At 68.8% G+C, this 19970-nt stretch carries 20 protein-coding genes; 5 read left to right on the top strand and 15 right to left on the bottom strand.

The features are described 5' to 3' along the window. Window positions 1–18 precede the first annotated feature (18 nt). From F3H57_RS15640 to F3H57_RS15630, 3 genes are all read right to left on the bottom strand, one after another. Window positions 19–1662: a CTP synthase gene (locus F3H57_RS15640; RefSeq protein WP_149756864.1), complete on the bottom strand. Its 1644-nt coding sequence runs from the start codon at window positions 1660–1662 to the stop codon at window positions 19–21. 207 nt (window positions 1663–1869) lie between these two features. Further along, a complete protein-coding gene (gene secG / locus F3H57_RS15635) occupies window positions 1870–2259 on the bottom strand; it encodes a preprotein translocase subunit SecG (protein WP_149756863.1) in 390 nt (129 codons plus the stop codon). 74 nt (window positions 2260–2333) lie between these two features. Next, a complete protein-coding gene (locus F3H57_RS15630) occupies window positions 2334–2552 on the bottom strand; it encodes a DUF2061 domain-containing protein (RefSeq protein WP_149756862.1) in 219 nt (72 codons plus the stop codon). A gap of 115 nt (window positions 2553–2667) precedes the next feature. On the opposite strand from F3H57_RS15630, the gene F3H57_RS15625 reads away from it, so the two are divergent. The 3 genes from F3H57_RS15625 to F3H57_RS15615 all read left to right on the top strand — a co-directional run bounded on the left by F3H57_RS15625 (window position 2668) and on the right by F3H57_RS15615 (window position 5193). Further along, the gene (locus tag F3H57_RS15625) at window positions 2668–3525 is read left to right on the top strand and encodes a helix-turn-helix domain-containing protein (protein ID WP_316633477.1); all 858 of its coding nucleotides are present in this window, start codon (window positions 2668–2670) and stop codon (window positions 3523–3525) included. 151 nt (window positions 3526–3676) lie between these two features. Further along, window positions 3677–4969: an adenylosuccinate synthase gene (locus F3H57_RS15620; RefSeq protein ID WP_149756861.1), complete on the top strand. Its 1293-nt coding sequence runs from the start codon at window positions 3677–3679 to the stop codon at window positions 4967–4969. Next, on the top strand, window positions 4969–5193 hold the full coding sequence (locus tag F3H57_RS15615; RefSeq protein WP_149756860.1) for a DUF2842 domain-containing protein: 225 nt from the start codon (window positions 4969–4971) through the stop codon (window positions 5191–5193). Before F3H57_RS15620 ends, F3H57_RS15615 begins: the two co-directional genes overlap by 1 nt. A gap of 151 nt (window positions 5194–5344) precedes the next feature. Here F3H57_RS15615 and F3H57_RS15610 read toward each other — a convergent pair whose 3' ends face one another. Further along, complete coding sequence (locus F3H57_RS15610) at window positions 5345–7633, bottom strand: midas domain-containing protein (protein WP_149756859.1); 2289 nt, start codon at window positions 7631–7633, stop codon at window positions 5345–5347. Between the two features lie 139 nt (window positions 7634–7772). On the opposite strand from F3H57_RS15610, the gene F3H57_RS15605 reads away from it, so the two are divergent. Beyond that, entirely contained in the window at window positions 7773–8459 is a 687-nt protein-coding gene (locus F3H57_RS15605; RefSeq protein WP_149756858.1) for a thiamine diphosphokinase, read from the top strand. Here F3H57_RS15605 and F3H57_RS15600 read toward each other — a convergent pair. Next, window positions 8380–9306: a DMT family transporter gene (locus F3H57_RS15600; RefSeq protein ID WP_223163102.1), complete on the bottom strand. Its 927-nt coding sequence runs from the start codon at window positions 9304–9306 to the stop codon at window positions 8380–8382. The two genes, F3H57_RS15605 and F3H57_RS15600, sit on opposite strands and share 80 nt — an antisense overlap. 144 nt (window positions 9307–9450) lie before the next feature. Here F3H57_RS15600 and F3H57_RS22290 point away from each other — a divergent pair, with 144 nt between their 5' ends. Further along, the gene (locus F3H57_RS22290; protein ID WP_188129710.1) at window positions 9451–9618 is read left to right on the top strand and encodes a hypothetical protein; all 168 of its coding nucleotides are present in this window, start codon (window positions 9451–9453) and stop codon (window positions 9616–9618) included. A gap of 86 nt (window positions 9619–9704) precedes the next feature. Here the strand turns inward: F3H57_RS22290 and F3H57_RS15595 are convergent, their stop codons facing one another. From F3H57_RS15595 to F3H57_RS15550, 10 genes are all read right to left on the bottom strand, one after another. Further along, on the bottom strand, window positions 9705–9911 hold the full coding sequence (locus F3H57_RS15595; protein ID WP_149756856.1) for a cold-shock protein: 207 nt from the start codon (window positions 9909–9911) through the stop codon (window positions 9705–9707). 177 nt (window positions 9912–10088) lie between these two features. Further along, a complete protein-coding gene (locus tag F3H57_RS15590; protein WP_223163101.1) occupies window positions 10089–10316 on the bottom strand; it encodes a hypothetical protein in 228 nt (75 codons plus the stop codon). A gap of 200 nt (window positions 10317–10516) precedes the next feature. Then, entirely contained in the window at window positions 10517–12172 is a 1656-nt protein-coding gene (gene ettA, locus F3H57_RS15585) for an energy-dependent translational throttle protein EttA (RefSeq protein ID WP_149756855.1), read from the bottom strand. Window positions 12173–12403: 231 nt separating this feature from the next. Continuing rightward, window positions 12404–13075 (bottom strand): ribulose-phosphate 3-epimerase, encoded by a 672-nt coding sequence (rpe, locus tag F3H57_RS15580; RefSeq protein ID WP_149756854.1) that lies wholly within the window; start codon window positions 13073–13075, stop codon window positions 12404–12406. A gap of 11 nt (window positions 13076–13086) precedes the next feature. Further along, a complete protein-coding gene (locus F3H57_RS15575) occupies window positions 13087–14016 on the bottom strand; it encodes a 2-hydroxyacid dehydrogenase (RefSeq protein WP_149756853.1) in 930 nt (309 codons plus the stop codon). Beyond that, on the bottom strand, window positions 14013–15152 hold the full coding sequence (gene rodA, locus F3H57_RS15570) for a rod shape-determining protein RodA (RefSeq protein ID WP_149756852.1): 1140 nt from the start codon (window positions 15150–15152) through the stop codon (window positions 14013–14015). Before rodA ends, F3H57_RS15575 begins: the two co-directional genes overlap by 4 nt. Window positions 15153–15207: 55 nt before the next feature. Further along, on the bottom strand, window positions 15208–17151 hold the full coding sequence (gene mrdA, locus F3H57_RS15565; RefSeq protein WP_149756851.1) for a penicillin-binding protein 2: 1944 nt from the start codon (window positions 17149–17151) through the stop codon (window positions 15208–15210). Next, window positions 17148–17687, bottom strand: coding sequence for a rod shape-determining protein MreD (locus tag F3H57_RS15560; RefSeq protein WP_149756850.1), 540 nt, complete (start codon window positions 17685–17687; stop codon window positions 17148–17150). Before F3H57_RS15560 ends, mrdA begins: the two co-directional genes overlap by 4 nt. Window positions 17688–17825: 138 nt before the next feature. After that, window positions 17826–18761, bottom strand: a complete 936-nt coding sequence (gene mreC / locus F3H57_RS15555; RefSeq protein WP_149756849.1) for a rod shape-determining protein MreC — start codon at window positions 18759–18761, stop codon at window positions 17826–17828. Between the two features lie 29 nt (window positions 18762–18790). Further along, entirely contained in the window at window positions 18791–19837 is a 1047-nt protein-coding gene (locus tag F3H57_RS15550; RefSeq protein WP_149756848.1) for a rod shape-determining protein, read from the bottom strand. Window positions 19838–19970 lie beyond the last annotated feature (133 nt).

Here is a 19970-nt window from a genome sequence, read left to right as displayed (position 1 = left end):
ATATCATAGTGTTGTGGTCTAGACAAGTCTCGACACATCCTTCGCCGCCCGAACAAAGTCCCTAAAAAGAGGATGCGGGTCAAAGGGTTTCGACTTCAGCTCGGGGTGGAACTGGACGCCGATGAACCACGGGTGATCGGTCCATTCGACGATCTCGGGCAGCTTGCCGTCCGGGGACATGCCCGAGAAGGTCAGGCCGCTCTCCTCCAGCGCCGTCTTGTACTGGATGTCGACCTCGTAGCGGTGGCGGTGGCGTTCGTCGATGGCCGTCGCGCCGTAGACGCCGGCGACGCGCGAGCCCTCGGTCAGGACCGCGTCGTAGGCGCCGAGGCGCATGGTGCCGCCCTTGTCGTCGTCGGGGCGGCGGTTGACCTTGGCGTTGCCCTGCACCCATTCCTTGAGGTGGTAGACCACCGGCTCGAACCGCTTGCGGCCGGCCTCGTGGTCGAATTCTTCGGATCCGGCGCGCGACACGCCGGCGACGTTGCGGGCGGCCTCGATCACCGCCATCTGCATGCCGAGGCAGATCCCCAGGTAAGGCACCTTGTGTTCGCGCGCGAACTGCGCCGCCTTGATCTTGCCCTCGGTGCCGCGCTCTCCGAAGCCGCCGGGCACGAGGATGGCATGGTAGCCCTGAAGGTGCGGGGCGGGATCCTCGCTGTCGAAGACCTCCGCGTCGACCCATTCGATGTTCACCTTCACGCGGTTGGCGAGCCCGCCATGGGTCAGCGCCTCCGCGATACTCTTGTAGGCGTCCTCAAGCTGCGTGTACTTGCCGACGATGGCGACGTTCACGTCGCCCTCGGGGTTGTGGATGCGGTCCGACACGTCCTCCCACCGGCGCAGGTCCGGACGCGGCGCGGGGCTGATCTGGAAGGCGTCGAGCACGGCCTGGTCGAGCCCCTCGCGGTGATAGGCCAGCGGCGCGTCGTAGATCGACGGCAGGTCCTGCGCGGCGATGACGCTTTCGGGACGGACGTTGCAGAAGAGCGCGAGCTTCTCGCGCTCCTTCACCGGGATCGGCCCTTCGGAGCGGCAGACGAGGATGTCGGGCGCGATGCCAATGGAGCGCAGCTCCTTCACCGAGTGCTGCGTCGGCTTGGTCTTGAGCTCGCCCGACGCCTTGATGAAGGGCAGGAGCGTCAGGTGCATGAAGATGCACTGCCCGCGCGGCTTGTCCTGGGAAAACTGGCGGATCGCCTCGAAGAAGGGCAGGCCCTCGATGTCGCCGACGGTGCCGCCGATCTCGCACAGCATGAAATCGACCTCGTCCTCGCCGATGGAGATGAAGTCCTTGATCTCGTTCGTGACGTGCGGAATGACCTGGATCGTCTTGCCGAGGTAGTCGCCGCGGCGCTCCTTCTCGAGCACGTTCATGTAGATCCGGCCTGAGGAGATGGAATCGGTCTTGCGGGCGGGCACGCCCGTGAATCGTTCGTAATGGCCGAGGTCGAGGTCGGTCTCCGCCCCGTCGTCGGTCACGAAGACCTCGCCGTGTTCGAAGGGCGACATCGTGCCGGGATCGACGTTGAGATAGGGGTCGAGTTTCCTCAGCCGGACGGAAAAGCCGCGCGCCTGCAGAAGCGCGCCGAGCGCCGCCGAGGCCAGCCCCTTGCCGAGCGAAGAGACCACACCGCCGGTGATGAAGATGAAGCGTGCCATGTGCCCGAGGCCCCCGTGATCGTGCGTTCAGGGACCCGGCGTGGCAGCGCGGGGCCCATGTGCCTGTCTTGGTCCCACGGCCCCGAAGGACCGCAGCATCACGGGATTTAACAAATAGCGGATTCGCACGCGAAAGGCAAGCCGACCGCAAGATGCTGTTGTGTCAGCGCGTCAAATCCGCAACGTGTGGTGGAAGCTCGCGCGCCGTCAGTCGGCGCGCGGAACCAGCGGTGCGCCGTCCTCGTCTTCGCTGCCGGCCGAGGGCGGCGGCAGCAGCGCATCGGTATCGAGGCCGTCGCCGGCGGTGCCGCCGCTCTCTTCGGCCGCGCCGCCGTCGCCGGTGAAGCGATCCATGATCGAGGTGCCAGAGCCGTCCGCCGCGGCAAGGATCGTCAGCGTCAGCGAGGTGCAGATGAAGGCCGCCGCCAGGATCCAGGTCAGCTTGCCGAGCGCCGTCGCGGCGCCGCGCGCGCTCATCGCGCCGCCGCCGCCGCCGCCGCCCATGCCGAGCCCGCCGCCTTCGGAGCGCTGCATCAGCACGACGCCGATCAGCGACAGCGCGAGCAGCAGGTGGACGATCAGGATGACGTTTTGCATGTCGGGCGGCCTCTCGGAATGCTGCGCGCTACTTAGGGAAGTTGCGGCGCAAGGGCAAGCGGGCCGGCGCCGCGTCAGGCGGTGCGATCGTGCGGCAGCCGGCCCCAGCGGATGCCCGCCCAGACCCGTTCGTAGACGACATAGGTGACGAGCCCGACGAGCGTGGAGGCGAGCGCGAGCGAGCCGCCGGTGCCCGCCGATCCGGTCAGCAGCCAGCCGAGCGCGGTCATCACCACGAGGCCGAGGGCCTGCCAGAGAATGGCCTTGGTCAGGGTGCGGGCGCGCGTTTCCATGTGTCTTCTCCGCGTATTTGTGAGGGGTGGAGCCGGGGTATCCCAGGCGGGCGCTGTCGTGTATTCCGTCTCTTGTCGACAGAACATGGCGATTGTTAATAAAAGTGCTTACCTGATGGCCATAATGGACAAGCGGCAGCGCGCCGCGCTTTTTCGTGAACGGCTGACCGAGGCGCTGGAGGTCGCCGGCAGCAACCGCAGTGCCCTCGCGCGGGCCGCCGGGGTCAACCGCTCTACGGTGTCGCAGCTTCTGGACGAGGGCGCGGCGCGGATGCCGAACGCGCATCTGGCGGCGGAATGTGCGCGGGCGCTCGGCGTGTCGACCGATTGGCTGCTCGGTCTGACGGAGCGGCCCGAGCGGCCGGGCGACGTGATCGATGCGGCGGTGCAGATGACGACGGCGGCGCGGACGGCCTCGGACGACCAGCTTCTCGGCTGGCACCGCGAGGCGGCGGGCTACAAGATACGGCACGTGCCGGCGACGCTGCCCGACATCTTCAAGACCGAGAACGTGATGCGCTGGGAATACGCTGCCTTCCTCGGCAAGACCCCGGATCAGGCGATCCGCGCGATGCGCGACCGGATCGACCTGCTGTACGCGGGCCTGTCGGATTACGAGATTGCGATGCCGCTGCACGAACTCGACGCCTTTGCCGCCGGGGTGGGGTATTACCGCGGCCTGCCGGCGGCGGCGCGGCGCGAGCAACTGGCGCGGCTCGCGGCCACGGCAGAGGAGTTCTACCCGGCGCTGCGGCTTTACCTTTTCGACGCGCGGCGGGTGTTCAGCGCGCCGATCTCGCTCTTCGGGCCGCGGATCGGGGTGATCTATGTCGGGCATTTCTACCTGGCGTTCCGGGAAAGCGCGCGAATCCGGCTGCTGACCCAGCATTTCGACGGGCTGGTGCGGGAAGCGGCAGTGGAGGCGCGCGACACCGCGGCGCACCTGCGTCGGCTGGAGTCGGAGGTGCGGTAGGCCGGCGTGTGCGCACGAGACACTCGATCAAGGCGCTGACCGGCCCGGCCCCACCGCCCTTGCGCCTTTCCCGCCGAAAACGGTTTCACCACCCTGCGCACCCCGATAAGAGGGGCGCGTTTGGAAGCCGCAGGCGAAAGAGGTCAGGCAGATGGCGAACGTTGTGGTCGTGGGCGCGCAGTGGGGCGACGAGGGCAAGGGCAAGATCGTCGACTGGCTGTCGGAACGGGCCGACGTCATCGCCCGCTTCCAGGGCGGGCATAATGCGGGTCACACGCTCGTCGTGGGCGGGGAGGTCTACAAGCTGCACGCGCTGCCCTCGGGCGTGGTGCGCCGCGGCAAGCTGTCGGTGATCGGCAACGGCGTGGTGCTCGATCCATGGCACCTCGCGCGCGAGATCGCCTCGATCCGCGAGCAAGGGGTGGAGATCACGCCCGAGACGCTGATGATCGCGGAGAACACGCCGCTGATCCTGCCGTTCCACGGGGAGCTCGACCGCGCACGCGAAGAGCAGAACTCCGTCGCCAAGATCGGCACCACGGGCCGCGGCATCGGCCCGGCCTACGAGGACAAGGTCGGCCGCCGGGTGATCCGGGTGTCCGATTTGTCGGACGACCGCACGCTCGAGGTGCGGGTGGATCGGGCTCTGGTGCATCACAACGCGCTGCGCGCGGGCCTCGGGCTCGAGCCGGTGGACCGCGACGCGCTGATCGCCGATCTGCGCGCCATCGCGCCGGAGATCCTGCAATACGCCGCACCGGTCTGGAAGGTGCTGAACGAAAAGCGCCGCGCCGGGCGGCGGATCCTGTTCGAAGGGGCGCAGGGTGCGCTCCTCGACATCGATTTCGGCACTTACCCTTATGTGACCTCGTCGAACGTGATCGCCGGGCAGGCGGCGACGGGGACCGGGATCGGCCCGTCCGCGATCGATTTCGTGCTGGGAATCGTGAAGGCCTACACCACCCGGGTGGGCGAGGGCCCGTTCCCGACCGAGCTCGACGATGCGGACGGCCAGCGCCTGGGCGAGCGCGGCCACGAGTTCGGCACCACGACCGGGCGCAAGCGCCGCTGCGGCTGGTTCGATGCCTGCCTCGTGCGGCAGAGCTGCGCGATCTCCGGCGTGACCGGCATCGCACTGACCAAGCTCGATGTGCTCGACGGGTTCGAGACGCTGAAGATCTGCACCGGCTACGAACTCGACGGGGAGCGCATGGACCATCTGCCCACCGCCGCCGACAGCCAGGCCCGTTGCACGCCGATCTACGAGGAGATGCCCGGCTGGTCGCAATCGACCGAGGGGGCCCGCTCCTGGGCGGATCTGCCGGCCGAGGCGATCAAGTATGTCCGGCGAGTGGAAGAGCTGATCGAATGTCCGGTGGCGCTGCTGTCGACCTCACCGGAACGTGACGACACGATCCTGGTGACGGATCCATTTGCGGATTGATGGCCAAGCTCGGATATCGCACCCGCCGCCGCCTCGCGCTTCTCATCCTGATCGTGGGGATCCCGGTCTACATTGTTGTCGCGACGACGATCGTGACCCTGTTCGACCGCCCGCCGATCCTGCTGGAGCTGCTGATCTACGTGGTCCTCGGGATCGTCTGGGCCCTGCCGCTCAGGGCGGTGTTCAAGGGCGTGGGCCGCGAGGCGCCCCCGGACGATCACTGAGCGGCCGCCGCTCCATATCTCCGCCAGCCCTGCTTCTTTGGGCCTCCAATACTCCGGGGAGCGCGAGGGGCTGGCCCCTCGCAGGCGCGCTGGTGCGAAAAGGCGCGCCCTGGCCGGGACGCGCCTTCGGTCCTCGGTCGCAGCGGCGGCGTCAGCCGGCCGCGCGCTCGGGCTTGAAGCCGATGCGGTCCGAGGCGGTGAAGCGGCCGCCCTCGAGCTTGGCGATCTTGCCCTCGCGCAAGAGCTGGCCGAAGCTGCGCAGTCGGTCCTCTCGGCTCGATTCGGCCGGTTCGACCTCGCGCAGCTTGGTCATCAGCTGCGGGCGCGAGAATTGGGGACGCTCCTCCACGTAGGACATGTAGGCGGCGGCAGCCTCCAGCAGGTCGGGCAGGGCGCGGGCGCCGACGCTGTCGGCATAATCGGCGAAGCTCTGGCCCGGGGCGGCCGGGGCAGGCGCCGCCTCCTCGATCGCGCTGCGGCGGATGCGGCGCGGGCGGACCGCCCCGGCGGGCCGCTCTTCGGAGGCGCCGGCCGGGGCGCTCTCGGTATCGACCCGCTGCTCGGCGACGAGTTTGAGTGGCGCCGGCCGCGTCGCCGCGGGCCGCGCGGGACGCGGCGACGCGGCGGCGCCGTCCTCGGCCGGCTGGGGGCGGCGCGGCCGCACCACCGAGGCCAGGTCCTCGCGGTAGGGTTCGGCGGCCTCGGCATCGTCGCGGCGGCGGCCGAGCAGGCGGTCGGCGCGGGTGGCGGCGACCGCCGCGCGCAGATGCGCGATGGCCGAGCGGCGGCGGTTGCCCTCCGGTTCCTCGAACTCACGGTCGGCGTCCGACATCAGGCGAGACACCGCGCCCTCGTCTTCCTCGACGGGGGTCTCGGTGAGCATCGCGCGCCCGGGATTGGCCAGCTTGACGGCGCGGCGGGCGTGGCCGAGTTCCGCGTCGTCGGCCTCCGGACCCTCGTCGGGTTCCGGTGCCGGAGTGGATGCCTGGTCGGCCCCGGCGGGGGTGTCGGCCTCGGCCTCCTCGTCGGTGTCGAAGCCGAGGTCGGAGAAGGCTGCGTCGAGCTCGCGCTCGAAGGCGTCGGCGGTCCCGTCGTCCTCGTCTATTTCGGCGGCGCGATCGTCCGTGTCAGCGAGGGCGTCAGCGGGGTCTTCTTCCGCCTCTGGCGAGGCGTCCTCGGCCGGTCCGGCGTCGGCCACCACGTCGTCGATGCCATCCGACTCGTCGTCGAGTGCGTGCGTGTCATCGGCTTCGGGCGCCTCGTCACCGGCGAGTTCGGCCTCGAGCGCGGCGAGTTCGCGGGCCAGGTCTTTCTCGTCCTCGTCCGAAAGCGAGGAGCCCGCCGGGTCCGGCCCTTCGGCGCGGGTGTCGTCCTCCACGGCTTCGAGCGTGCCGGCGGCGACGGCGGCGTCGAATTCCGCCTGCTTGACCTTCAAAACGCGCGCGCGGGCCGTCTCGGGCCTCTCCTTGTCCGCGGTCTGGTCCTCTTCGCTCACGGAATCGGCCATGATCGCCGCGATCGAGTCGGAGAAGATGGTGTCGGGTTGCGCGTCCGCTTCCTCTTCCGCGATGTCGTCGCCGAGGGTGATGTGGGCCCGGGGCCCCTCGTCCTCCTCCGTGTCGGCGGAGGCGACGAGCGCGCCAACGGCGGAGGTGCCGACGACGGCGCGGATGCGGCGGAGTTTTTCGGAGATGCTGTCATCGGGGTTGGTCGCAGGCGTGACCGGTTCCGGCCCGTGGAGGTCGGTCCCGGCGAACGCCTTGGGATCGGCGGGCGCGGCGTCGGGCGCCCCGATCTCGTCCGCGTCCGGCGTTGCACCGGCTGCGCCAACGGCTTCTTCGACGGCGAGCGCGGCGGCCGGATCTTCGGCGACCGTGTCCCATTCTGGCGAGGCGCTGGCTTCGTCCGCTTCGGGCGGGAAGGCGCCGGAGGCGGCGGCGAGGGTGGCAAGCCCGCCCGGATTGGCTGCGTCTGCCCCGGTCTCGGGGCCGGCGATCTTTGCTTCCGCGGGGAAGGAGCTTGAGGTTTCGGCCGCCCTGGCGAGCGTGCGCTGCTCCGGGGGGGGGGCTTCAGGAGCCGGTTCCGCGGCTGCCGGGGCCGGGGCGGTGACAGCCTCGGGTGCGGCGGCGGCCGCGGTTTCGGTTTGGGCGGTCGTCGCGACGCCTGCGCCCTCTGCGCCTTGGCCGAGGGACGGACGCAGCACCACGCTGCCGTCCTGCACGCGCGCCTCGACCCGGCGGGCGATCTCGCGTTCGGCGATTCGCGCCAGCATCTCGGCGTCCGGGGTCGGCGGCTCGGCGCCGAAATAACGGTCGTCCTGCGCCAGATCCCGGAAATACTCCGCGATCGCCTTCATGGTGTCGAACGAATCGTCGAACCCCTCGAGGGTGCACGAAAACGTGCCGTAGGACACCGTCAGGATCTTGCTCGTACTCACCATGGTCGGCTCACTTTTCAGTCACATCGCAACAGAGTGTTTACCATCGTGACCGGGACCAAACCGGCGCGACTCTGTGCCCCTGACCGTATCATTTCGTGACTTCATTGTGTTCAGGTTGATGGCGGGAGAAAAGTTCGGGATGAGCAAGACCATCCTGTCGCGCGACGGCGCGGTCCTTCTGGTGGGCGGCGCGGAGACCTCCGGGCCGGCGCTGCGTGCCGCCGCGGCACGGGCCGCCGGCGTGGTCGCGGCCGACAGTGGCGCCGACCGGCTGCTGGCCGAGGGCATCGTGCCGGACGCGGTGATCGGTGACATGGATTCGATCTCGTCCGCCGGGCTGGCGGCGATACCACCGAACAGTGTGCATCGGATCGCAGAGCAGGACTCCACCGATTTCGACAAGTGCCTGCGTCATGTCCGGGCGCCGCTGGTGGTGGCGCACGGGTTTCTTGGCGCGCGGCTCGACCATGGGCTGGCGGTGCTGTCGGTGCTGGCGCGCTATCCCGACCGGCCGTGCCTGCTGGTCGGCGCGGACGACGCGGTGGCGCTCCTGCCGCCCGAGATCGCCTTCGATCCAGGGGAAGGGACGCGGGTCTCGCTCTGGCCGCTGGGGCCGGTGACGGGGCGGTCGGAGGGCCTGCGCTGGCCGATCGAAGGGCTGCACTTCGCGCCGGACGGCGTGGTGGGCACGTCGAACGCGGCGACGGGGCCGGTGCGGCTGTGGACAGCGGTGCCGCGCCTGTTGCTCATTCTGCCGGCGGCGGCGGCGGGGTCGCTGGAAGCGGCGCTGCTTTCGACGCCCGCATCGTGGCCCGCTCGCGCATGACGATGTAGAGGCCGGCGGCCACCGTCACGGCGATGCCGGCGGCGGCGATGCCGTTCGGCAGATCGCCGAAGATCGCCCAGCCGTAGAACGTGGCGACTGGAATCTCGAAATATTGCATCGGCGCGAGCGTGGCGCCCGGCGCGTAGCGCAGCGACCAGGTCATCAGAAGGTGACTGACCGTGCCGAGGAGCCCCATGGCCAGCACGATGGACCAGATCGGCTGCGGCCCCGTCCATGCCAGTTCCGGGTGCGGCACGAAGATCAGCAGCGGCGCCAGGAAGGCGAGCGCCATGGTGCCCGACACCGCCTGCATCGACACGGGATCGACCTCGCGCGCGATGGTGCGAGTCGTCAGCATGAAGAGCGCGAAGGTCAACGCCACCCCCAGCGGCAGGAGCGCCGGGGCGCCGACCTCCTCGAACGCGGGTTGCACGACCATGAGCGTGCCGGCGAAGCCCACGGCGCAGGCGATGAGTCGGCGCGGCCCCACCTCCTCCTCCAACACCAGCCAGCCGAGCAGCAAGAGGACGAAGGGCATCACGAAGGCTATGGCGATCGCGTCGGCCAGCGGGAGGTAACGCAGGCTGAGAAACATGAAGCCGATGCCGGCGATGTGCAGCACCGTGCGCAGGGCGATCCGCCAGGTGACGCGCGGCCCGTGGCGCAGGGTGCGCCCGGTTGCCACGACCAGCGGCAGGAGCACCGCGACCTGTACGGCGAATCGCAGGAAGACGAGTTGGCCCAGCGGCACGGCATCGCCGACGATCTTCGCCAACGCGTCCCCGAACGGGGCGAGCAGGCAGAAAGCCATCATCAGGGCGATTCCGAGTGGCGGATTGTCCTTCATCCGGCGAGTGGTACGGCGCGGGCTGCGCGGCGTCCATGGGCAAGGGCTGGCCGGGGACGGGATCGGTGGGAACCCGGCGGGGCGGGATCGGCGTTCCCCTCACAGATGGCGACGGTCTCGCCGAGCTGGAGAGGAGTTGAAACCATGTCGATCAAGGGTCTGGTGAAGAAGGCGGTGTCCACCTACGCGCGCAGCAGCCGGTCGAGCGGCGCCCATGCGGGTCCCGCCGCCAACCGTCCGGTGAAGAAACGCAGCCCAGAGGCGCGTATCGTGAACGGTGTGATGAAATACGCCAAGAAGAAGAAATTCTGAGGTCGCACGAACGACCGGCGCAGTCGTAACGCAAAAGGCCGCCCGTGGGGCGGCCTTCAATCTGTCTGCCTGTGGCGTGGGCCGGATCAGGCCAGCTGCAGGTTCGTCGCGCTCTGGCGCCCGTCGCGGCCGTTCTCGAGGTCGAAGGTGACCTTCTGATCGTCTGCGAGGCCGGTGAGGCCCGAGCGTTCCACGGCGGAGATGTGCACGAACACGTCCTTGCCGCCGCCGTCGGGTGCGATGAAGCCGAAGCCTTTGGTGGCGTTGAACCACTTCACGGTACCATTGGCCATTTTTTTCGTCCTTGTCTTGATATCCACTGCCCGCGAAAGTGCGGCAGCCCGGCAAAGTCAAATCCGTATCGATGGACCTGAGTGCCGGTGTGAGCGGATAACAGCAGGGTCGAAAGAGAAGATCGTCAGCCCGCCGCGTATGACAGAGGCGGGCGACCTTGTCCAGAGAAATCGCCGTCAGTCGGTCTTTCCCTCGCGGGCAAGCCGCTGTGCCCGGAGGCGGGCCGTGGTCTCGGCACGCTTGGAGGTTTCCGCTTCGATGATCTCGCGCGCCGCGCGATCGGTGATCTCTGCCCGGCTCGTGGGCGTTTCTTTCTGGGGTTTGAACGCGCGCTCTGCGGCGCGTGCGCTGTGCGTCTTCATCCGTGTCTCGAGCGCGGCGAAGGACTCTTCCATGGAGTTCATTGGGGTCCGATCCGAATTGGGAATGACGGGGGCCGTCTATCATAAATGGCGCGCGCCCGCGCCGAGACAAGGCCGCTCGCCCGCCTCCGGATCTTGCGGTCGGCAGCCGGTGGCCGGGCGGCGGCACGTCGCGCCGCGAAGACGGCGACGAGCCGGAGTGCCAGTCCTCGGCCAAGAGCTGTGCCGGCCGGCAGCTCTGCCTAGCGCGCGAACTTCTTGAACTTCACCCGCTTCGGCTCGACCGCGTCGGGGCCGAGGCGGCGCTTCTTGTCCTCCTCGTAATCCTCGAAGTTGCCCTCGAACCATTCCACATGCGCGTCCCCCTCGAAGGCGAGGATGTGCGTGCAGATCCGGTCGAGGAAGAAGCGGTCGTGGCTGATCACCACCGCGCAGCCGGCGAAATCCTCCAGCGCGTCCTCGAGCGCGCGCAGCGTCTCCACGTCCAGATCGTTGGTCGGCTCGTCGAGCAGCAGCACGTTGCCGCCCGACTTCAGAAGCCGCGCCATGTGCACGCGGTTGCGCTCCCCGCCCGAAAGCTGGCCGACGACCTTCTGCTGGTCCCCGCCCTTGAAGTTGAAGGCACCGCAATACTTGCGCGAATTGACCTCGGCGTCGCCGAGCTGGATCAGCTCCGCCCCGCCCGAGATCGCCTCCCACACCGTGTCGGTGGGGTTCAGATCGTCGCGCGTCTGGTCGACATAGGACAGCTCGACCGTGTCGCCATATTCGAGCGTGCCGGCGTCGGGTTCTTCCTGCCCGGTCAGCATCTTGAACAGGGTCGACTTGCCGGCGCCGTTGGGGCCGATTACCCCGACGATGCCGCCCGGCGGCAGCGAGAACGACAGATCCTCGATCAAAAGCTTGTCGCCCATGGCCTTCTTGAGGTTCTCGACCTCGATCACCTTGGACCCCAGGCGCGGGCCGTTGGGGATGATGATCTGCGCCTTGCCGACACGCTCCTTCTCGGACTGGCCGGCCATCTTCTCGTAGGCCGAGATCCGCGCCTTGGACTTGGCCTGCCGCGCCTTCTGACCCTGCCGCATCCATTCCAGCTCGCGCTGGAGCGTGCGCTGCTTGGCCTTGTCCTCGCGCGCCTCCTGCTCCAGCCGCTTCTGCTTCTGCTCCAGCCAGGACGAGTAGTTGCCCTCGTAGGGAATGCCGCGGCCGCGGTCGAGCTCGAGAATCCAGCCGGTGATCGAATCGAGGAAGTAGCGGTCGTGGGTGACGATCAGGATCGTGCCCTTGTACTCGATCAGGTGGTTCTGCAGCCAGGCGATCGTCTCGGCGTCGAGGTGGTTGGTCGGCTCGTCGAGCAGCAGCATGTCCGGCGCTTCCAGCAGCAGCCGGCAGAGCGCGACGCGCCGCACCTCGCCGCCCGACAGGGAGGTGACGTCGGCATCGTCCGGCGGGCAGCGCAGCGCCTCCATCGCCACGTCGACCTTCGAATCGAGATCCCACAGGTTCTCGCCGTCGATCTCGTCCTGCAGCGCGGCCATCTCGTCGGCGGTCTCGTCGGAGTAGTTCATCGCCAGCTCGTTGAACCGGTCGAGCTTGGCCTGCTTCTCGGCGACGCCCAGCATGACGTTGCCGCGCACGTCGAGCGCGGGGTCGAGCTGCGGCTCCTGCGGCAGGTAGCCCACGCGCGCGCCGGTCGCCGCCCAGGCCTCGCCGGAGAAGTCCTTGTCGATCCCCGCCATGATCTTCAGCAGCGTCGACTTGCCCGCGCCGTTGACGCCGACGACGCCGATCTTCACGCCCGGCAGGAAGGACAGGCGGACGTTCTCGAAGCACTTCTTGCCGCCGGGATAGGTCTTCGAGACCCCGTCCATGTGGTAGACGTACTGGTAGGACGCCATTGTGCGCGCTCCTCAAGCTCGGGTGTTCAGGTTGCCGGCGTGTTTAGGCCATTGCAGCGGGGGCGGAAAGGGGGCGCGGTGCCCGGCAATGAAAGGGCGAGGGGCCAGCCCCTCGCGCTCCCCGGAGTATTTTCGACGAGAAGAAGAGGGGGCGCGCGCTGTTGCCCTTCTTCTCGTTCCAAATACTCCCGCCGGAGGCGTCCTGCGGCGGGGCCGGGTGCGGCGGCCGGGTCAGGCCGCGACGGAGGTAGCGGCTTTGCGGATCGCGCGGATGTTCTGGCCGTAGGGCGCGGGATCGGCGACCGAGCCGCCCTTGAAGACCGAAGAGCCCGCGACCAGCACGTCGGCGCCGGCCTCGACGAGGCGGCGGGCGTTGCCCGGGCCGACGCCGCCGTCGATCTCGATGTGCAGGTGCGGCGCCCAGGCGCGCAGCTGGGCGACCTTGGGCAGGCAGGTGTCAATGAAACTCTGGCCGCCGAAACCGGGGTTCACGGTCATCACGCAGACGAGATCGACAAGGTCGAGGACCGGGCGCACGGCCTCGACCGGGGTGCCGGGGTTGAGCGCGACGCCCGGGCGGCAGCCGGCGGCGCGGATCGCCTGCAGCGTGCGGTGGATGTGCGGGCCGGCCTCCACATGCGCCGTCAGGATGTCGGCGCCGGCCGCGGCGAAGGCGTCGATGAAGGGATCGACCGGGGCGATCATCAGGTGCACGTCCATGAGCGTGCGGATATGGGGGCGGATCGCGGCGCAGGTCTGGGGGCCGAAGGTGATGTTGGGCACGAAATGGCCGTCCATCACGTCGACATGGATCCAGTCCGCGCCTTCGGCTTCGACGGCCGCGATCTCGGCCCCGAAGGCGGCGAAGTCGGCGGCGAGGATGGAGGGGGCGATGGTGACCATGGGCGTTCCTGTCAGTAGCCGGCGGCGCGGTCGACGCGGCCCTTGAGGGGCTGGCCGGCCTCGGCGCGGGCGATGTTGTCGGCGATGGCACGCGCGGCGGAGCTCACGCGCGTCTCGGAGGCGATATGGGGCGTGACGGTGACGCGCGGATGTGCCCAGAACGGGTGATCCGCGGGCAGGGGCTCGGTCCTGAAGACGTCGAGCGTGGCGTGCGAGAGCCGACCGTCGTCCAGCGCCGCAAGAAGCGCATCGTCGTCGATGAGCGGCCCGCGGCCGGGATTGATGACCACCGCGCCGGGGGCGAGGCGCGAGAGCGTGGTCTCGTTGATGACCTCGCGCGTCTGCGACGTGTCGGGCAGGAGCAGCACGACGATCTCTGCCCCGTCGAGCGCGGCGCCGAGGCCCTCGTCTCCGGCGCGGCAGGAGACGCGGGGCAGGCCCTTCTGCGAGCGCGACCAGCCGCGCACGTGGAAACCGAGGTCGGCCAGAGACGTGGCGCACGCGGCGCCAAGCGCGCCGAGGCCCAGCACCGCCACGATACGGTCGGAGGCGAGCGGGGGCGCGCGATTGTCCCAGACGTGATCGGGGTTCACGATATGCGCGTCCATGCCGAGATGATGGCGCAGGACGTGGCCGGTGACCCATTCGACCATGCCCTGGGTCAGCCCCTCTTCGTCGACCATGCGCACCAGCGGCGCGGTCAGGGTGGGGTTGCCGACGATGCCTTCGACGCCCGCCCAGAGGTTCAGCACCGCCTTGAGGTTCGTGTAGGGGCTGAAGTCCTGAAGATGGCTCTTCGGCGCGTAGACGATGTAGTCGACATCCTCGGGTGCGGCCTCGGTGGTCAGGCGCACGTCCTGGCCGTCGAGCGCGGTGCGCAGCGGGGTCTCGTACTCGGCCCAGAGGCCGGGGCCGGCGGCGAAGAGAATTGTTCGGGTCATCGGGGCCTGTGGATATGGGCGCTTTGAACGAGGCCGAAGGCGACCATGAGCACGAGCATCGCCGAGCCGCCGTAGCTCACCAGCGGCAGCGGCACGCCGACGACGGGAGCGAGGCCCATGACCATGGACATGTTCACCGCGAAGAACAGGAAGAAGGTCAGGCCGATCCCCAGCGTCAGCAGCGAGGAGAAACGATCGCGGTTCTGCAGCGCCGAAAAAATGCAGAACAAGAGGATCAACACGTAGAGGATCAGCAGTGACAGCCCGCCGACGAAGCCGAACTCCTCGGCCAGGGTGTTGAAGATGAAGTCGGTATGTTTTTCCGGCAGGAAGTTCAGCCGCGACTGCGTCCCCTGCATGAAGCCCCGCCCGGTCCAGCCGCCCGAGCCCATGGCGATCTTGGCCTGGGTGATGTGGTAGCCCGCGCCGAGCGGGTCGGTGGAGGGATCGAGGAAGGTGTCGATGCGGCGGAACTGGTAGTCCTTCAGGAGCTGCCAGTCGGTGCCCCGCGACTTGAAGATGGTCGTGACGAAGCCGACGCCGGCGGCGATCACCGCGCCGAAATAGGCCCAGTGAACGCCGGCGAGGAACATCATCAGCCCGCCGCCCGCCACGAGCAGGATCGCGGTGCCGAGGTCGGGCTGGGTCAGCACCAGCCCGGTCGGTGCGAGGATGATGAGGATCGGCACGATCACCCAGAGCGGGCGCGACGTCTTCTTCATCGGCAGCCAGTCGTAATAGGCCGCAAGCACCATCACGAGCGCGACCTTCATCAGCTCGGACGGCTGCAGGCGCATGAAGCCGAGGTCGATCCAGCGCTGCGCGCCCATGCCGACGGAGCCGAAGAATTCGACCATGACCAGAAGGCCGAGCGAGATCAGGTAAGCCAACACCGACATGTTGCGCCAGAACCAGATCGGCACCATGGCGACGGCGAACATCAGCGCGAGGCCGAGAACGTAGCGCTTCATCTGCGGTTCGGCCCAGCGGTCCAGCGTGCCGCCGGCCACCGAATAGAGCATCAGGAAGCCGATCCCCGCCACTGCAGAGAGCAGCACTATCAGAGGCCAGTTGAGGTACAGCACCTTGCGCCAGCCGCCGGGGACGGACTTGACCGTGTATTCGAGGTAACTCATCGGCGGGAGCTCCTCGAGCCCTGGCGGACTCTCCTCGCAGGGGCGGCGGCGGGCGTCATGCGCGGCTCGTGCGGGTGTCGGGCGACATGCGGCGGCGCTCTCGCAGGCGCTCCTGCAGCTCCTCTATCTCGCCGCGGTCGGCGGTCGGGTAGGCGTCGAGCGGCGGGTCGCCGTCGTAGAGCGCTTGCAGCGTCACGTCGCGCGCGATGGGCGCCGCCGCGGAGGAGCCGCCGCCGCCATGTTCGACGATGGTCGCCACGGCGATGCGCGGATTGTCGTAGGGCGCGAAGTTGACGAACAGGCCGTGGTCGCGGCGGTTCCACGGCAGGTCCTCGTTGCGGGTGACGCCCCGGGCGCGTTCGGCCGCGGTGATGTTGCGCACCTGGGAGGTGCCGGTCTTGCCGGCCATGCGCATCTCCTCGGCGATGATGCGGCTGCGATAGGCGGTGCCGCGGCGGCTGTTGGAGACGTTGAACATCGCGGTGCGGATCCAGCGCAGATGGTTCTCGTTCAGCCCGAGGGGCTCGCCGCCGCGCGAGGGTTCCTCCACCCCGTCGATGGACTTCACCAGCCGCGGCGAGATCGACCGCCCGGTGGCAATACGTGCGGACATCACCGCCAGCTGCAGGGGCGAGGTCAGCACGTCGCCCTGGCCGATGGAGCAGTTCACGGTGTCGCCGATGCGCCATTCCTGGTTCCAGCGCTCGCGCTTCCAGGCCTTGTCGGGCATGATTCCGGAGCCGACCGCGGACATCGGCACGTCGTGCACCTCGCCGAGGCCGAGGCGGCGGCCCATCTCGGCGATCCGGTCGATACCGACGCGCAGCGCCATCTCGTAGTAGTAGACGTCGCAGGACTGCATCAGCGAGTTCTCGAGGTCCATGTGGCCGTGGCCGGCGCGTTTCCAGCAATGGAAGCGGCGCGAGCCGACGCGCAGGTGCCCGGGGCACCAGACGGTGTTGTTGGGCCCGATGATCCCGGCTTCGAGCGCGGCGAGCGCGGTGACCATCTTGAAGCACGAGCCCGGCGGGTAGAAGCCCTGCACCGTCTTCGAGACCAGCGGCGCGCGTTCGTCGGCCTGCAGCGCGCCGTAATCGTCGTAGGAAATGCCGCGCACGAACTTGTTGGGATCGAAGCCGGGCGCCGAGGCAATCGCCAGTAGATCGCCGTGTTCGAGATCCATCACCACGACCGAGGCGCTCTCGTCGCCGAGCCGGGCGTGGATGTAATCCTGCAGGCGCGTGTCGACGGTGAGCTGCAGATCGGCGCCGGCCACGCCCTCGCGGCGGTCGAGCTCTCGCATGACGCGGCCGGCGGCGTTGACCTCCACCCGCTTGGAGCCTGCGCGGCCGCGCAGCATGTCCTCGTATTTTGTCTCAACCCCGATCTTGCCGAACTGGAAGCGCGGGATCCGCAGCACCGGGTCGGGATCCTCGTAGCGGGCGAGATCGCGTTCCGACACCGGCTGCACGTAGCCGACGACATGGGCAAAGATCTCGTCGTGCGGGTAGTGGCGCGAGAGCCCGACCTCGGGGTTCACGCCCGGCAGGGCGGGCGCGTTGGCGGCGACGCGGCTGACCGAATCCCAGCTCACGCGGTCGGCCACGGTGACCGGCAGGAACGGGGCGGAGCGGTTCATCTCCGCGATCGCGCGCTCGATCTCGCCGGGGTCGAGCTCCACCAGCGTGGCGAGGCGGGCGATGGTGTCCTGCAGATCGCCCGCGTCCTCCTTGACCACGGTGATGCGGTAGGCCGGCTCGTTCGCGGCGATGACGACGCCGTTGCGGTCGAAGATCTGCCCGCGCGCCGGCGGGATCAGGCGCAGGTTGATCCGGTTCTCCTCGGCCAGGAGGCGGAATTCCTCGCCCTGGTCGACCTGCATGTAGCGCATCCGCATCGCCAGCACGGTGGCGAAGCCGAGCTGCACGCCGCCGAGGATCATGCCCCGGCGGGTGATGCGGCGGGCGCTGTCGGCGCTGTCCTTGGGTGTGCGTCTCATGAGCCCAGTCCTATCCGGTCGCCCTCTCCGGGGCGGGCGCGCCTGAGGCCGAAGACGACGTGCGTGACCGCCACCACGACCGGGTAGCACAGGATCGTCAGGATCGTCTGCGACAGCATCAGCGCGCCGTTCGCGGTGGGAATTATAAGCAGCAGGAGCACGATTTGATAGATCAGCGCCATCACGATCAGGCCGACGGACACCGACACCCATTCCAGCGCGAAAGCGGTTTCGGAGGCGTGCCGGTCGCGGGCCTTGAGGCTCTCGGTCATCGTCACCGTGAGCGCGGCCCAGAGCCCGGGCGGGCGCTGGAAGATCAGGTCGGCGAGCAGCGCCATCAGCGCGACGAGAAGCGTCGGCACGATGTCCGGCCGCCTGAGGGCCCAGGCGAAGGTGAGCGCGACGATGAGGTCGGGCCCGGCGATCCGGGCCGGGCTCATGTCGAGCGGCAGCAGGCTGAAGAACATCACGATCAGGCAAAGCGCGACGTAGAGCGCGCGCATCGCCCAGAGGCGCAGGAGGGCGGCGTCGATCATCGGGCCGGACGCCGTGCCGGTGTGGAAAGGGGGGACGCCTCCGGCGGGAGTATTTGGGACGAGAAGAAGACGCGGCGGGGAGCCCGGCATGGCCGGTTGGGACGCCCGGCGTGGAAGGACGCTGCGCGGGGGCGAGTGTCAGCCATCGACGGCCTCGGGTACGGGCTCGGGCGAGGGGGCGTCCTCGGATGTTTCCGGCTCGGGGGCGGCGGGTGGCTCGTCCGGCAGGATCAGGCCCGAGGGGGTGGAGACGCGGCGCGCGCCGTGATCGCGCAGCACGCGCAGGAATTCCAGCCGCTCGTAATCGGCGGCGAGGCGCACGCGCAGCCGCCCGCCGGCGTCCTGCGCCACCTGGCCGATCAGCAGGCCCGGCGGAAAGACGTCGCCGTCCCCGGAGGTGACGATGCGGTCGCCCGGGCGCACGAGGTCGGAATTCTCGAGAAAGTCGATGGGCGGCGCGGAGGAATTGTCGCCGGTGATCAGCGCGCGCTGGCCCGAGGGCTGAATCAGCGCCGGGATGCGGCTGGTCGCGTCGGTCAGCAGGATCACGCGGGAGGTGTTGGCGCCGACGCCGGAGATCCGTCCGACGAGGCCGATCCCGTCCATCGTCGCCCAGCCGTCGACGATGCCGTCGCGGCTCCCGACGTTGATCAGCACCGACTGGCGGAAGGGCGAGCCGGAATCGGCCAGCACGACCCCGGTGATGTAGGTCAGCTGGGGGTCGAGCCGCACGTTGTTGAGATCGCGCAGGCGGGCGTTTTCCTGTTCGAGCTGCAGCGCCGCCTCTTTCCAGGCGGTCATCTGGCGCAGCTCGCGCCGCAATTCGCGGTTCTGGTCGTAGATGTTGCGGTAGCTTTCGAAGTCGCGGAAAAGCTGCACCGTCGCGGTGACCGGCGCCATCGCCCAGTCCATCCGCGGCACCACCGCGTCGACGACCTGTGCGCGGAAGCGTTCGACGCGCGGCGAATCGATGCGCCAGACGAGGAACAGGGCGATCAGGCAGAACACGACGACCGCCAGAAGCAGACGCTTCAGCGGGCCGGTGAAATGGTCACTGGAGCGGTCCCGTGCCAATCCGTGTCCTCTGCGGCAGGGTCACGATGTCAGCTGTCGTAGTCAATCGCGTGGCGCAGCTGCTTTTCGTATTCGAGCGCCTTGCCGGTGCCGAGCGCGACGCAGTTGAGCGACTCGTCTGCGATGGACACGGCGAGGCCGGTCTGCTCGCGCAGCGCCAGATCGAGATCTCCGAGAAGCGCGCCGCCGCCGGTCAGCATCACGCCGCGATCCACGATGTCGGCGGCGAGGTCGGGCGGGGTGGCTTCGAGTGCGGTCATCACCGCCTCGCAGATGGTCTGCACCGGTTCGGCGAGCGCCTCGGCGACCTGCGCCTGGCTGATCTCGGTCTCCTTGGGCACGCCGTTCAGCAGGTCGCGGCCGCGGATCTGCATGGACGAACCGCGCCCGTCGTCGGGCATCCGGGCGGTGCCGATGGAGGTCTTGATCCGCTCGGCGGTCGATTCGCCGATCAGCAGGTTCTGCTGGCGACGCAGGTAGTTGATGATCGCCTCGTCCATGCGGTCGCCGCCGACCCGCACCGAGCGCGCGTAGACGATGTCGCCGAGCGACAGGACCGCGACCTCGGTGGTCCCGCCGCCGATGTCGACCACCATGGAGCCGGTGGGGTCGGTGATCGGCATGCCGGCGCCGATGGCCGCGGCGATGGGCTCGGCGATGAGGCCGGCCTTGCGGGCGCCGGCGGACAGGACCGACTGGCGGATCGCGCGTTTCTCGACCGGCGTCGCGCCGTGCGGCACGCAGACGATGATCTTCGGCTTCGAGAAGGTCGAGCGCTTGTGCACCTTGCGGATGAAGTGCTTGATCATCTCCTCGGCCACGTCGAAGTCGGCGATGACGCCCTCGCGCATGGGACGGATCGCCTCGATCGAGCCGGGCGTGCGGCCGAGCATCAGCTTGGCGTCCTCGCCCACGGCCAGCACCTTCTTCACGCCGTCCTTGACGTGATAGGCGACAACGGATGGTTCGGACAGGATAACGCCGCGCCCCTTGACGTAGACCAGCGTGTTGGCCGTGCCGAGGTCGATGGCCATATCCGCCGAAAAGGCGCCCATGAGTCTGTCCAAGCCGAACATCGCGTGCCGTACCCCCGAATGGAATTGGGCCCGCGACTCTCATGAGAGGTGCGGGCCGGCGCCCTTATAGGCTTCGGGTGGCAGCGGCGAAAGGCCCCCGGGGGCGCAAATCAGCGTGTTCTTGCCAGAGAGC

Source organism: Roseivivax sediminis (assembly GCF_900112685.1).
GTDB lineage: Bacteria > Pseudomonadota > Alphaproteobacteria > Rhodobacterales > Rhodobacteraceae > Roseivivax > Roseivivax sediminis.
This window is presented reverse-complemented; position numbering and strand designations above follow the sequence as displayed.

Coding starts and splice junctions, on each gene's coding strand:
- F3H57_RS22290 (WP_188129710.1), top strand. CDS start 9,451: ATGTCGATCAAGGGTCTGGTGAAGAAGGCGGTGTCCACCTACGCGCGC.
- F3H57_RS15615 (WP_149756860.1), top strand. CDS start 4,969: ATGGCCAAGCTCGGATATCGCACCCGCCGCCGCCTCGCGCTTCTCATC.
- F3H57_RS15610 (WP_149756859.1), bottom strand. CDS start 7,633: ATGGTGAGTACGAGCAAGATCCTGACGGTGTCCTACGGCACGTTTTCG.
- ettA (WP_149756855.1), bottom strand. CDS start 12,172: ATGGCGTCCTACCAGTACGTCTACCACATGGACGGGGTCTCGAAGACC.
- F3H57_RS15600 (WP_223163102.1), bottom strand. CDS start 9,306: ATGAAGGACAATCCGCCACTCGGAATCGCCCTGATGATGGCTTTCTGC.
- F3H57_RS15625 (WP_316633477.1), top strand. CDS start 2,668: ATGGCCATAATGGACAAGCGGCAGCGCGCCGCGCTTTTTCGTGAACGG.
- rodA (WP_149756852.1), bottom strand. CDS start 15,152: ATGAGTTACCTCGAATACACGGTCAAGTCCGTCCCCGGCGGCTGGCGC.
- F3H57_RS15605 (WP_149756858.1), top strand. CDS start 7,773: ATGAGCAAGACCATCCTGTCGCGCGACGGCGCGGTCCTTCTGGTGGGC.
- F3H57_RS15560 (WP_149756850.1), bottom strand. CDS start 17,687: ATGATCGACGCCGCCCTCCTGCGCCTCTGGGCGATGCGCGCGCTCTAC.
- F3H57_RS15575 (WP_149756853.1), bottom strand. CDS start 14,016: ATGACCCGAACAATTCTCTTCGCCGCCGGCCCCGGCCTCTGGGCCGAG.
- F3H57_RS15640 (WP_149756864.1), bottom strand. CDS start 1,662: ATGGCACGCTTCATCTTCATCACCGGCGGTGTGGTCTCTTCGCTCGGC.
- secG (WP_149756863.1), bottom strand. CDS start 2,259: ATGCAAAACGTCATCCTGATCGTCCACCTGCTGCTCGCGCTGTCGCTG.
- F3H57_RS15550 (WP_149756848.1), bottom strand. CDS start 19,837: ATGTTCGGCTTGGACAGACTCATGGGCGCCTTTTCGGCGGATATGGCC.
- F3H57_RS15595 (WP_149756856.1), bottom strand. CDS start 9,911: ATGGCCAATGGTACCGTGAAGTGGTTCAACGCCACCAAAGGCTTCGGC.
- F3H57_RS15630 (WP_149756862.1), bottom strand. CDS start 2,552: ATGGAAACGCGCGCCCGCACCCTGACCAAGGCCATTCTCTGGCAGGCC.
- rpe (WP_149756854.1), bottom strand. CDS start 13,075: ATGGTCACCATCGCCCCCTCCATCCTCGCCGCCGACTTCGCCGCCTTC.
- F3H57_RS15590 (WP_223163101.1), bottom strand. CDS start 10,316: ATGAACTCCATGGAAGAGTCCTTCGCCGCGCTCGAGACACGGATGAAG.
- mrdA (WP_149756851.1), bottom strand. CDS start 17,151: ATGAGACGCACACCCAAGGACAGCGCCGACAGCGCCCGCCGCATCACC.
- F3H57_RS15620 (WP_149756861.1), top strand. CDS start 3,677: ATGGCGAACGTTGTGGTCGTGGGCGCGCAGTGGGGCGACGAGGGCAAG.